The sequence below is a fragment of the Pseudomonas orientalis genome, assembly GCF_022807995.1.
In the GTDB taxonomy this organism is placed as follows: Bacteria; Pseudomonadota; Gammaproteobacteria; order Pseudomonadales; family Pseudomonadaceae; genus Aquipseudomonas; species Aquipseudomonas orientalis_B.
The window spans coordinates 2,847,013-2,859,431 of sequence record NZ_CP094351.1 but is presented as its reverse complement, the minus strand read 5'-3'; the positions used below and the strand labels follow the sequence as shown (position 1 = coordinate 2,859,431).

12 protein-coding genes and 1 pseudogene are annotated in these 12,419 nt (G+C 54.0%); 5 read left to right on the top strand and 8 right to left on the bottom strand.

Features of this window, described 5'->3' with window-relative positions:
* Positions 1–184: 184 nt before the first annotated feature.
* Positions 185–1,072 carry a LysR substrate-binding domain-containing protein gene (locus MRY17_RS12670; protein ID WP_241194370.1) on the bottom strand — a complete coding sequence of 296 codons (888 nt, stop codon included), beginning with the start codon at positions 1,070–1,072 and terminating at the stop codon, positions 185–187.
* A 222-nt stretch (positions 1,073–1,294) separates the two neighbouring features.
* On the opposite strand from MRY17_RS12670, the gene MRY17_RS12665 reads away from it, so the two are divergent.
* Positions 1,295–2,260, top strand: a complete 966-nt coding sequence (locus MRY17_RS12665) for a DMT family transporter (RefSeq protein ID WP_243353880.1) — start codon at positions 1,295–1,297, stop codon at positions 2,258–2,260.
* Positions 2,261–2,358: 98 nt separating this feature from the next.
* Here the strand turns inward: MRY17_RS12665 and MRY17_RS12660 are convergent, their stop codons facing one another.
* Positions 2,359–2,982, bottom strand: a complete 624-nt coding sequence (locus MRY17_RS12660; protein WP_042944678.1) for a helix-turn-helix transcriptional regulator — start codon at positions 2,980–2,982, stop codon at positions 2,359–2,361.
* Between the two features lie 187 nt (positions 2,983–3,169).
* On the opposite strand from MRY17_RS12660, the gene MRY17_RS12655 reads away from it, so the two are divergent.
* Positions 3,170–4,117, top strand: coding sequence for an ornithine cyclodeaminase family protein (locus MRY17_RS12655; protein WP_003173932.1), 948 nt, complete (start codon positions 3,170–3,172; stop codon positions 4,115–4,117).
* Between the two features lie 31 nt (positions 4,118–4,148).
* On the top strand, positions 4,149–5,159 hold the full coding sequence (locus MRY17_RS12650) for a membrane dipeptidase (protein ID WP_232291306.1): 1,011 nt from the start codon (positions 4,149–4,151) through the stop codon (positions 5,157–5,159).
* 32 nt (positions 5,160–5,191) lie between these two features.
* Here the strand turns inward: MRY17_RS12650 and MRY17_RS12645 are convergent, their stop codons facing one another.
* Positions 5,192–5,455, bottom strand: coding sequence for an FCD domain-containing protein (locus MRY17_RS12645; protein WP_050784861.1), 264 nt, complete (start codon positions 5,453–5,455; stop codon positions 5,192–5,194).
* 107 nt (positions 5,456–5,562) lie between these two features.
* On the opposite strand from MRY17_RS12645, the gene MRY17_RS12635 reads away from it, so the two are divergent.
* Positions 5,563–5,820: a hypothetical protein gene (locus tag MRY17_RS12635; protein ID WP_003173930.1), complete on the top strand. Its 258-nt coding sequence runs from the start codon at positions 5,563–5,565 to the stop codon at positions 5,818–5,820.
* A gap of 60 nt (positions 5,821–5,880) precedes the next feature.
* On the opposite strand, the gene MRY17_RS12630 is transcribed toward MRY17_RS12635, so the two are convergent.
* From MRY17_RS12630 to MRY17_RS12610, 5 genes and pseudogenes are all read right to left on the bottom strand, one after another.
* The gene (locus MRY17_RS12630; protein WP_003173929.1) at positions 5,881–6,486 is read right to left on the bottom strand and encodes a TetR/AcrR family transcriptional regulator; all 606 of its coding nucleotides are present in this window, start codon (positions 6,484–6,486) and stop codon (positions 5,881–5,883) included.
* A gap of 17 nt (positions 6,487–6,503) precedes the next feature.
* Positions 6,504–7,724, bottom strand: a complete 1,221-nt coding sequence (locus MRY17_RS12625) for a multidrug effflux MFS transporter (protein WP_186750702.1) — start codon at positions 7,722–7,724, stop codon at positions 6,504–6,506.
* A 760-nt stretch (positions 7,725–8,484) separates the two neighbouring features.
* Positions 8,485–9,321: a methyl-accepting chemotaxis protein gene (locus MRY17_RS26635; RefSeq protein WP_407728588.1), complete on the bottom strand. Its 837-nt coding sequence runs from the start codon at positions 9,319–9,321 to the stop codon at positions 8,485–8,487.
* A gap of 18 nt (positions 9,322–9,339) precedes the next feature.
* Positions 9,340–10,095 (bottom strand): annotated as a pseudogene (locus MRY17_RS26630) (MCP four helix bundle domain-containing protein); the annotation flags it as partial.
* A 339-nt stretch (positions 10,096–10,434) separates the two neighbouring features.
* Complete coding sequence (locus MRY17_RS12610) at positions 10,435–11,625, bottom strand: acyl-CoA dehydrogenase family protein (protein ID WP_243353878.1); 1,191 nt, start codon at positions 11,623–11,625, stop codon at positions 10,435–10,437.
* A gap of 259 nt (positions 11,626–11,884) precedes the next feature.
* Here MRY17_RS12610 and MRY17_RS12605 point away from each other — a divergent pair, with 259 nt between their 5' ends.
* On the top strand, positions 11,885–12,412 hold the full coding sequence (locus MRY17_RS12605; RefSeq protein ID WP_243353877.1) for a flavin reductase: 528 nt from the start codon (positions 11,885–11,887) through the stop codon (positions 12,410–12,412).
* Positions 12,413–12,419 lie beyond the last annotated feature (7 nt).

The following is a 12,419-nucleotide window of genomic DNA, read 5'->3' as shown; positions in this document are numbered from 1 at the left end:
CGATTTCTGGTGCATCCCCGTTGCTAGGCGTCGGTATCATCTATGCGGTCCTTCTCTCAATTCCAGCGATAGCCCTGTCATGGCTCGCCGGCAAATTGCGCTCAGGTATGAAAGGACGATGGGCATCTGCGAAGAAATGAAGGCAGATCCTCGCGCAAAGCCAAGACAGAGTGTGCTTAAGTTATCAATTTTGTTGAGCTCGCTGCGCTACGTCGCAAAGCCATCGGCGCAACAGTTGGGCTGCCTCGCCCAACACCACATCTTTGGCCTGCACCAGATAATAACCCTTGCCAGTCTTTAGTACCGCGTCAAAGACAGGCATGAGAAGGCCTCGTTGTACGTCTTCCTCAACCAGCCAAGGGCTGGTGAGGACTAAACCTTGATCGCGCCGCGCCGCGTCGATTGCCAGCTCAGACTGATCGAATTTGAGACTGCTGGAGAAGCTATCGAGAGACATCCCGACCGATGATAACCATTGAGACCAGTGGGCATGAGACGTCGTATAGAGCAAGGTTGCTCCCAGCAAACAATCAAGGCTATGTAACTGGAGCCGTTCGCGGTAAGCCGGGCTGCAATAAACCCTTACCTCATCTGGCAAGAGCAGTTCTGCGTTCACGTCACTGCCATACCCATCGAAATGCCGCACGGCCAGGTCGCAGGTAGCATCATTGAAGTCCACGGTATCGGTGGATGCGCTCAGGTGCAGTTGCACCTCTGGATGACGCTCCGTGAACAATGGCATCCGCTTTGCGAACCAGGAGTTAGCGAACGCCGGCGGCAGGCTTAAACGTACCTGCCTGTCCCTAAGACCTCGGACGGCGAGATTGGCGATCTCTAGCTGGCGAAGCGCCGGCTTCACCTGTTCCCAATAGCTCAGAGCTTCAGCCGTTGGTTGTAGCCTGCGCACATTACGCACAAACAGCGGCGTTCCTAGCCAACCTTCCAGCTTGCGAATTTGTTGCCCTACGGCTCCCGGCGTCACAAACAGCTGGCTTGCCGCAAGACTGACGCTTCCCGTTCGCATGACCGCGTCGAAACAAGCGATGGCCCGAAGGGGCGTATCAGCTCTCATAACGTAGTTTTTCTCTTCTATAGGCTGAAAACACATGATTTGTAGCTGCTTGTGTACTTTCGCACAATCGAAGTTCGCCGCAGGGCAACAACAGATCCCAACTTCCAAGGAAAAGCCAATGCCGATTGTCCGAGCAACCTGGTTTGACGATAAATCACCAGAGGTGATAAGCAGGTCGTCGCCGACAAGTAAAGGGGTGCGCAGATCAAAAGGTGTCGATAAATGAGGAAGTCAGTAGACGGAGCCGCCACGGCGGTGATGGTTCTGCTATGCCTCATATGGGGTGCCCAGCAAGTGGCGATGAAAGCGGTTGCGGGCGACATAGCCCCTATCATGCAGGTCGCCTTTCGCTCCGGAGTCGCTGCATGCCTGGTCTGGCTAATAGGAAAATGGATCATGCGGGAGGTATGGTTACCAAACATTTGGTGCCGCTCCGGGTTAGTCGTGGCCGTTTTGTTTGCCGCTGAGTTTCTATTTGTTGCGCAAGGACTACGCTGGACAAGTGCTTCGCATATGGCGGTTTTTCTTTATACCGCGCCGTTATTCGCCGCCATCGGCCTGCACCTGCGCCTGCCGGAGGAGCGTCTTAGTTCACTTCAATGGCTTGGCATGTCTTTAGCATTCGCGGGTATTGCCATCACCTTTCTCATGCCGCGTGATGGGGTCGCTACTCAGCTAGCCATCACAGACAGTCTGCTGGGCGATCTGCTGGGTTTGTGCGCAGGTGCTGCATGGGGATTTACGACGGTAGCGGTGCGTACCAGTCGCCTTAGTGAAGCGCCGGCAACCCAGACCCTGTTTTACCAACTGGCAGGTGCCTTTCTCCTTCTGTTGCCTTTAAGCCTGCTAGCGGGCCAAAGCCCAATGATTTTTTCAAACGGTGCAGTAGCCAGCCTGGTTTTCCAGACATTAATCGTGTCAGTAGCAAGCTACTTAATCTGGTTCTGGATGCTTCGTCGCTACCTCGCAGCTCGCCTTGGCGTGCTGGCTTTCATGAGTCCGCTCTTTGGCGTATTCATGGGTCATCTATGGCTTGGAGAACAGACGAGTTTCGGATTTCTGCTGGGTGCAAGCCTCACTATTGTTGGCCTGCTGGTAGTGAATCTCAGCAAGGCGGGCGCACAGGCTCAGGAGAAAAGAGGTTATCTGAGACCCAAAAATCGCAAGGAGAAGGTAACACCCTCATAGTGTTGGCGCATCCAGAACCACGCTCATTCAACAGCGCCTTGAAAGACGTAGCTGTCAAACGCTGGCGAGCTTGGTCATACGCGCATGGCGAACGTGTACTAATCACCAGTGCCTGCTCTAGAGCGTCTTAAATATTTGTATACGGTAGCCCGTGATAGAGATAACAGCTCGCAGATATAATTGGTTGCATTGCGGAGCGCAAAGACGCCGCCTTTATCCATTTCACCCATCAGTGCCACCATTTCTTCTGAAGTTAGCGACGCCAACGTCACCCTACGAGCCCTCAAAAACTCATCCATAATAGAGTGCGCTAACTCTTGAAAATCTGTGGCAAACAATGCCGGAGGCTTCTCGACTGTATTTTCAAGACCTAAAAATGATGCAGCGATTTCTGCCATCCCGCTCATGACAGTGATGTCAAAATTTACGCATAAGAGCCCGATCTGAATTCCGTCAGGATCTCGGAGCACCGCGGTAACCGACCTTAGCTGCCGGCGATCAAAGTTCACCTTTCGATAAGGGCCCGAAACATCTCCATCGAATGAGGCCCCATCGTTGATATCAGTCAATGAACTGTCGCCGACCCGCCGCTGAGAGAACACATTGAAGATATGTGCAATCTTTCCGGAGGCCAGGTCATGAATAATAACCTCGGCGTGCGGATCCAGGAGCTTGGCAATCGCTTGGGCGCTGCTGATGTAATTATCTAGATGTTTATTCACGGTAAAATTCTGCCTCGAAAAAACACAAAATGTAAGCCATAGACTAAATGTATTTTTGTGTTATGGTTATGCCCGCTTTCACTGAAGCACCCGATTGTAGTGCCATATCCCCGCTGACGGCGGCGAGTAGCCGCCAGTCAGCCGGGTAAGCGCAACGCCCGTCTTTCAATAGTCGATGGAGCAATCGATGAATATCTACACTCAAGCGCAAATCATGAGTTTCTTGTGCCCGAGAGACGCTGCTGCGCTGATTGCAGAAGGATTCATTGCCCATGCTAACGGACGGGTGCAGCTACCTCCGGTTCAGAGCTTTCAGTTCCCGGCCAGCAACGGTGACTGCTGCGTGAAGTCGGCTTGGATGCTAGGAGACGAGGTTTTTTCAGTCAGGGTCTCGGCGGGTTTCTACGACAATCCCGCGAAGGGTTTTTCCAGTAATGATGGGTTGACGCTGATTTTCTCGGCCTTGACGGGGCAACCCGTCGCTTTGCTTCGGGATGGCGGGTGGCTGACCTCAATGCGTACAGCGCTAGCAGGGCAAATCGTGGCGAGGGCTATGGCGCCTTCACAGGTGAGAGGCATTGGTGTGGTGGGTACTGGCGACCAGGCACGCATGCAATTGGAACAACTGATGCCCGTCACTGCCTGTCGACGCTTGACGGTTTACGGTCGTAACCAACAAGGTTTGGAACAATACTGTGAATTTGCCGAGGCTTTAGGTTTTGATGTTGCTGCCACCCACGATGCAAAGGACGTTGCGACCAACTCCAACCTGATCGTCACTGCTACCCCCTCTCACGAAGCAATCATAGCGAATGAATGGGTCAACCCTGGGACACACATCACGGCTATTGGCGCAGACAGCCTTGGCAAGCAGGAGCTGGATGTGCACCTGGTTGCACGCGCAGATGTCATTGTCGTGGACTCAATAGAGCAATGTTGCCAATTCGGTGAAATTTCAGCGGCCTTCAAATCCGGCCTGATCGACAAGGGCAGGCTTGTAGCACTCGGCAGCGTATTGAGCGGTCACGCCATCGGACGACAGGACGATACGCAGATTACCGTTGCAGACCTCACAGGCCTAGGCGTACAGGATGCTCAGATTGCGAAATGCGCTATGGCATCATTAGCGCACTAGTGGATAGCGAAGCTATTAGGACGGGGTTTAAATGATGAAGCTTGACCCATCAGGAGTCAGTAAGACCGCGGTGATTCAATGGGAGGCCCATGCGTGCTTGCCATTGATTCCCGGACAGGATATGTCCCGCCTGAACAGGTACCGAGAAGCCGGCTTCCATCATGTGTCGATCAACGTTGGCATGGACATGACCCCGTTTGAAACCGTGATGCGAACGATTGCAGGTTTTAGAAGCTGGCTGGCTCATCACCCTGAAGACTTTGTCCTGGTGGCCACCATTGACGATATCTACCATGCGCATACGTATCGAAAGCTCGCGGTCTCCTTTGATCTCGAAGGTTCAAATATGCTGCTACAGGATCCTGCGATGGTGGAACTGTTCGCAAGCTTGGGGGTTCGCCAAATGTTGCTTGCCTACAACCGCGACAACAGTTGTGCTGGCGGCTGCCATGGAGCAGGTACCGGATTGACCCCCTTGGGACGCACAGTCGTACAGGGCATTAATACCGCGGGAATTATTATTGACTGTTCGCACGCCAGCAAACGCTCAAGTCTTGAGATTATGGAAATTTCACAGCACCCCGCCATTTTCTCTCACACTAACGTTAAAGCGATTTTTGACCACCCGCGAACAATCGACGACGAACAAATATTCGCGTGTGCCGCTCAAGGTGGAGTGATCGGACTGACAGGCTTAGGCATATTCTTAGGTGACCCATCCGCTTCTGTAGACACTTACATTCGACAAATCGACTATCTGGCAGAGCGCATCGGGACAAGCCATATTGGCATAGGCTTGGATACCGAGTTTTACCCTGAGCATAAAGATTTGCCAGAAGGTGAAGAAGAGGACGACTGGTGGCCGACTGAACACTATGGCCAGATGAACGGCCATGTTCAGTTGCAGCCAGAGACACTGGGTGAGGTCGCACACCAACTAACACGCCTGGGTTATTCAGATGCGGATATCCAAGCGATCTACGGTAATAATTTCATGCGAATTGCAGAGGCAACCTGGCCAGGGTCGAAGGCTGTGACTTGAATGGCACCCCATTACAGCGCTTGACTCTTTGATCAATTGGATGAGCAACTATAAGTGCCGTATAGCGCTTCATTGGTCGTAAACCGGGCGAGCAGATCGTGGAACTCGAAGTTCAGGATAATGTAGGCCGACATATCCTCTCGCTGGACAGCGTCAGCCATGCTATCGAGCACTCTGCTGATATGAGTAGAAGCATCAGGCGTAAGATTTTGAGTGACCAATTCGCCAATCAGACTTTCGGGCGAAATTCGTACCTGATAGATCTGGACGGCCTGGCTCAAGTCAAGCCGACGCACACGAACCCCGCAATTCTTCTCTTCTCGAAAATCACCAAGCCTCACTCTTCCAGCATGCGAAATGCCTCACGCACCGGTCCCCTGGAAATCCCCAAGTCATTGGCAATTTGCGCTTGGGATGGGAGGAGGGGCTTAAAGGTGGCGACCTGAGTGCCTTGGGCATGGGGCGCTCGGACTACGAAACCTTCATGGCGCAGGAGCCGCAAGACCAACGTAATGCCTTCCGGGTACTGGCGCGCAGCGGTGATTTGCCGAGCGAGCTGCTGATGGCGGGTGAACATGTCCCCGCCGAAACGGTTGCGAGTCTACGCAAGTCGATCGTGGATAACTCGGCAGCGTTGATCAACAGCATCAGCCAAGGTTGAAAAACTTAACGTCGTGTCCGGGATTAGTTGACCACTACATGCACCGTTTGCATGGATGAGTTACTCATGCGCCACGTTCCCCACAGCCAGAGACAGCGAATCACCAAGAATGCGCCACAAAGCGGTAAGACGCCGACAGTAGGTGCCTTCACTACAGTAAATCAACTCGACATGAAGACTGTCGATAACCGCGATATAAGCATCCTGAAACATCGAAATCTCGTTCGCCGACAGTGCTGGATACCTGTTCTCAAGGCTTGCGCCAAAGCGTTCGCGAAGACGATCCAGATAGGCTTCAAAGCCACTTGTAACCGATGCCTTTAACTCCGAAGGCGGAAAGAACGCCGTGCGCAGCAGGAAACGCAGAGCAGCGGAAGACTCGTAGCGGTTTGAAAGATTGTCCGTGTACAGCTTGCCAGGCTCGTCATCATTCGCCGGGACGCTTCCAAACATCTCTTCGATATAGTGCCTCTCCGTCGCCAGCGCCAGATTCAGCACGGCGTTGAACAGATCATCCTTGCTCTTGAAGTGCGCGTATAACGAGGGCTTGCGCATACCTGCCACGACAGCGATTTCATTGAGCGACGAGGCGTCGTATCCCCGCTCAGCGAAATGCACCAGAGCGATATCACAGATTCTGCTTGCCGAAGGGCTCAGCACTTTCATCGGGATGACCTTTTAATTCAATGATTTAACGCGGTGATGTGCTCGGCTCTGCCTTCGCGCACACTGACATAGGTTAGCGCACCCACCATAACGGCGCAGACTATCAGGAATGCGCACCAGGCAGTGGCGCCATAGCTGCTCGCCCAACCGGTCAACGGTGTGGCGAAGGCCGAGATGCCAAGCTGAAACGCGCCGAGCAATGCAGCCGTTGAACCCAGGGCAGTGGTTTGCGAAGACATCACCAGCGTCATCAGTGAGGTTTCTGCAATCCCCAATCCAAGCAGTGCTATCGCGACACCGGCAGCCAGCCAGTACAAACTAGAACCAGATACTGCTGCGCCGTAGGCCATGACAGAACCTGCAAAGATGCAAAAAGCTCCTGTCGTTGCCATGCGGGCCAAACCGTACTTGCCCACCAGTCTGGTCGCCACGACTGCCCCTATGAGAATCGCGATGCCGGTTGCGCCAAACAGCGTACCGAACTGGGCAGCAGGCAGTCCGTACTCCTTCTGATAAACAAATGTAGCGCCGCCCACATAGGCAAAGAGAAAGAAGAACACTGCTGACAGCGCTAAGGCGGGCCTTAGAAAACGACCGTCTTTTGCGATGCGCGCATACGTGCGTATCGCCAGTCGCATATTCAATGGCTCGCGCTTTTGCATTGGTAGTGTTTCAGGCAAAACGGCCATCGAATTCACCGCCACCAGCGCACCGAGAACAGCCAGTACCAGCATGACGGCCCGCCATCCGAAATGCGCCTCAATGTAACCACCCAACCCCGGGGCGATGATGGGAGCAACACCTTGAATGGTCAGCAGCAGGCCAAAAAGTTTTGCTGCCTGAACGCCCTGAGTGACGTCACGCACCATGCTCATGATGACTACCAACGTCAAAGCACTGCCTATCCCTTGGGCAAATCGTGCCACGAGTAGCCACTCAAGGGTTGGTGCTGCTCCTGCAGCCAGCGCACTCAAACTGAACAGCAACAAGCCTGCTATCAGTGGACGTCGACGGCCAAAGGCGTCAACTACCGGCCCGAACAGCAATTGCCCAAGCCCCATTGCCAACAAAAAGACCGTGAGCGTCAGCTGAATGCTGGCAACACTGGTCGAATAATCAACCGCCATTTCGGGCAGGCTTGGCAAATACATATCGACGGCTGAGGGCCCCAGTGCGGCGATGGCGCCCAAGGCAGTGGCAAACTTCAATGAAGGATTGCCGAAATGACTTTTTTCCATAACAAACTCATGATGGGCTTCCTACCGGAAGGTAGGAAGGCGGAATAAGGTTAACGAGAACCTGGAGGCAAGGTCAAGTAGTTATTTTTTAGTGATCAGGCCGCATCGGCCAGAGCGCCGCGCAGGGCAGGCGTACGAGAGTGTTTTAGGCTTAAGCTCAAGGTGCTTTTTGAAGGAACGGCTGAAGCGAGCGGAGCCTGTGAAACCCATTTGAAAGCGGTGGAGGTAATCGAATCTGTGCGGAAAAACGGGTTGGCCAAATCGGTTGCGCTACGTTCGACTCTGGCGCGCTGAATGGATCGGCAGACGTTGCATCCTCCCGCACAACTGATGGGGCGGAGAGGGCGGTCATCTCGCTCCAGGAATTGTTGCCGGTGCTGGCCTAGTCGATACCACGAGTTCAGGAATAAAAAGCCGAAAGGCTTGCAGACGCGCCAGAAAACATGCCGACGACCCCGTAGCCGAGGCAATTTGGAGACAACACAGAGGACGTGATGCTGCCGGTTCCTAGCGTCACGCATAGCCCACACGCCAGTAGGATGCCTAGCGCCAAGGGTGGTCACTTTGTGGGTGCGATTGGCGGACATACGACAGGCATTGATCCAGGCTCTTTGGGCTGATGGCCTGGATACGCTCAATGATTGAACCTACACCGTCAGAGCAAGGCTTGCCTGCGAACCAGGCACCTTGGTATATCAGGCAAACCGCGTCATCGCCCTCGCGGGCAAGCCTCGCTCCAACAGATGGCCTCCAATACCTCTTACAAGCGAAACCTCGACACCATGCTGTTCAGGTCTACCGCCAGGCGGGTCAACTCGCCGCTGGCGGCGCTGGTCTGGGCGGCGCCGTTGGAAGATTGCGTCGACAGGTCCCGGATGTTGACCAAGTTGCGGTCCACTTCACGGGCGACTGCAGCCTGTTCTTCCGCAGCGGCGGCGATGACCAGGTTACGCTCGTTGATCTCGATCACTGCGGTGTTGATGGTTTCCAGCGCCAGGCCTGCGCCTTTCGCGATGTTCAGGGTAGATTCAGCACGGTCAGTGCTGTTACGCATTGAACTGACTGCTTTTTGAGTACCGCCTTGAATGCTGCCAACCATGCGTTCAATTTCGCTGGTGGACTGCTGGGTGCGATGGGCCAAAGCGCGTACTTCATCGGCGACAACCGCGAAGCCGCGACCGGCTTCACCGGCCCTGGCCGCTTCGATAGCTGCGTTCAGCGCCAGCAGGTTGGTCTGATCCGCCAAGCCACGAATCACGTCCAAAACCTTGCCGATGTCGCGGGACTCTTCCGCAAGATTACCAATCAGATCGGCGGTGCTTTGCACATCCCCGCTCATGCGTTCGATAGCGTTGACGGTTTCGTGAACCAGATCCCGGCCATCGCCTGCTGACGCCGTCGCGTTTTTTGACGCCTCGGAAGTGCTCACTGCGTTACGCGCCACTTCTTCGACGGCGCTGGTCATTTCGTTGACTGCAGTCGCAGCTTGCTCTATTTCGTTGTCCTGCTGCGCAAGGCCACGGGCGCTTTCATCGGTAACTGCGTTCAGCTCCTCGGCAGCGGAAGCCAGTTGTGTTGCGGATCCGGAAATACGCATTAAGGTATCGCGCAGTTTCTCCTGCATTTTTTGCATGGCTAGCAGCAACCGACCCGCTTCGTCAGTGCCATCAACCTTTATGGGTCGGGTCAGATTACCTTCGGCGATGGTTTCAGCCGCTTCAAGTGCCAACGCTATCGGTTGGGTGATGCTCTTGGTCAGCAGCCAGGCAAACAGCATAGTCAGTAGCGAGGCAATAATGAGGAGGCCGACAACCCAGTTGAACGCAGAGCTGTACTGGTCAGCAGCGGATTGATTGATGATAGCCAGCTGGGCGTTATTGAAGTCAGTAAGCCTACCCAACGCTACGTTGATCTGCTCAGCGTTAGCCGCAGACTCGGCGTTCAGCACGCGCGTTAGCTCCTGCAGATCGCCAGCCCGACTGAGGGTAACAAGGCGCGTTTCAATTTTGCGATATTCACCCATCAGCCGCATATAGTCGTTGTAGTCGGATTGCTCTACAGGAGATGAAATCAGTTTGGCGTATGCTGCCTGCGACTTGTTAAGTTGTTGGTTTTGTTCCTCAAGTAATTCGATGGTCCTGTTCTGAATATTCGGTTCGCGATCAGTCAACAGCCGATGCGATAAAACCCGCATACGGACGCCCGTCACCGTGAGAGCATTCAGGGTCTGAAAGCTAGGGACGCCATTTATCGCGATATCGTCGCCAGCTGCTCGGATCTTGCTCATCTGAGACAAGGCGAAGAGGCCGAGAATCAGCATGAGCGCGCCTATCAGGGAGAACCCCAGAAATGCGCGCGGAGCAATGTTCATTGTTCTTATTGTCATGGTTTTCCCAGAGCGTGGAATGTGCTCCCCGCAAGCAGCGGCGGATGGCCCAGCGCATAAGTTTTTATAGGTCGCTTGATGACACACTTGAGCGAAAACAGCTGTGTCCCGCATATTAAAACTGATAGTGCCCACTCACTAATTTGCATACATCGACTGATGTTGGCTCGATGCAGCCCGATTGCGACAATCTTCAACTCAAACGACCTGGATGCGATTTTCGTTCAGTTGGTAGAGACTCGCTAACAAGGTTGCATATTTCCCTTACAGAATCAGCTCTAGAGGCTGCGGCAGCGTGGCAGAAGATGCTGTGCATAATGGTGCTCAAGGATAGGGGATGGTCGGTTCGATGCCGGCGAACACCGCGCCAGCGCCGTCGTACGTCGCTTCGCCGAGGAAAGCATGCTGTGTCACTACCATGGAGTCGCGTACGATCCATTGCAGGCGATTGTCATTGAAGATGGCTGCAGTCCCAGCCAATCGATAAGCCTTCATGACTACGTCCGCTCCGGTATGAGCTGCATGGGTGGCGCTGAGGCGCAATAAGTTAGTCTGCTGCACGGTCACCGGGTTACCGGCGATGAGCGAGGCCCATACAGCTTCGGCGGATTCGTAGAAAAACGCCTGGGCGCTTCGCAGCATCGCCTCTGCCTTACCCAGTTCGCTGCGGTAATAAGCGCGATCACCCAAGCGCGGGGCACCGGTAACAGTCTTGGTGCTGCCCGACATTGTGATCACCAAATCCAGTGCTGCACGTGCCAGCCCAAGGTTAACGGCGGCGTGAACTTGCGCCTGGTAGGAAACGGACGGGTAATGATAGAGGGGCTCGTCAATTGTGGAGGCACTGCCACGCACGAAAGTCCACTCGCGTTGGATGTTCTTTTGGTGCAATTTGAGGTCATGGCTTCCCGTCCCTTGCATTCCGACAACATTCCAGTTGTCGAAGATCTGCACTTCGCTTGCCGGGAACACAGCGGTCAGCGGTTTGCCTGCCGTCGGTCCTCCACCGTTGGCCGATGTGCCACCGATGCCTACACCAATCCAGTTGGCACCTTTGCACCCACTAGCGAACCGCCAGTGCCCGCTGACTTCCCAGCCATTTTCAGTCTCTTTGGCGGGTTGTAGAGGGTAAAGGCCGCCAGCATAGACCTGGTCTGGCCCGTTGGCATAAATCAACGCTTGGGTTGCCGGGGGGAGTGCCGCCAGGTAGATGTTGGCTGAGCCGAACGCGGTCACCCAACCGACCGAACCGTCGGCTTCGGAAACCCGCTCTACGATGCGCAGGAACTCGGCTGGAGGCAGCGCGTCGCCACCGAAACATTTGGGAGTACTGGCGCGGAAGATACCCACTGCTTTCATTTTTTCGATCATGTCTAAAGGGACATGGGAGCGTTGATTAAACTCGCTGCGACGCTCGGCAATCTCCGCGATCACATCATCCAGGGAAATCGCCTTGATGCTGATTGGAGCGCCTTTACGTGTGTCACGATCATCGAAATTGTTTTTGCTGTTCATGTTTATTGTTCTCTGGCTAGGGCGATTGCATACACGCTCAGAATGCGTGGGCTGATAAGAAAAAATCAAATTCGGAATATGAATAAGCTAAATAATCCGTGCGAATTAACTGTCGTGCCATGCGCCTCTAAAGGGGAGGGCGTTTAAGGGCGATGGCTATTCCTGCTGTCAATAGTGCGTATGAGTAAAGCGAATTTGACCGAATGAACAATCCCTCTCAACATGGATTCACCAAGTCAATAATTAAACGGTGAAGGTTATGGTTAGCGATCAATCAAAACAACATTTTCGGCAAGCGCTGTCATTATTGTCTGCGGCGGTGAATATCATTACTACCGATGGCCCCCATGGTCGCTTCGGATTAACTGCGAGTGCGGTCTGTTCGGTCACTGATACACCCCCAACATTATTGGTTTGCATCAACCGTAACAGTTCAATTCATGAAGCGTTGCTGGGCAACAGGGCGTTATGCGTAAATATACTGACCGGTGATCTGGAGGGTGTTGCGCGACAGTTTGCTGGTATGACCGACCTGCCGCCTGCTGAACGTTTTGCCGACCAGGATTGGCGGACAGGCTCCTCGGGCCTACCGGTGTTGAACGACGCCCTAGCAAGCCTCGAAGGGAACATAGTAGATATCAAGGAAGTCGGATCGCACTCGGTATTATTTGTCGAAATTAACCAAATTCAGGTCCGTGAAGAGGGGGAGAGTCTGATTTACTTTGGGAGAAACTTTCACCGTCTGGGGCGGCCTGCAGCCGTCAACGTACAGACTTCGGCGTCCTGAATAATTG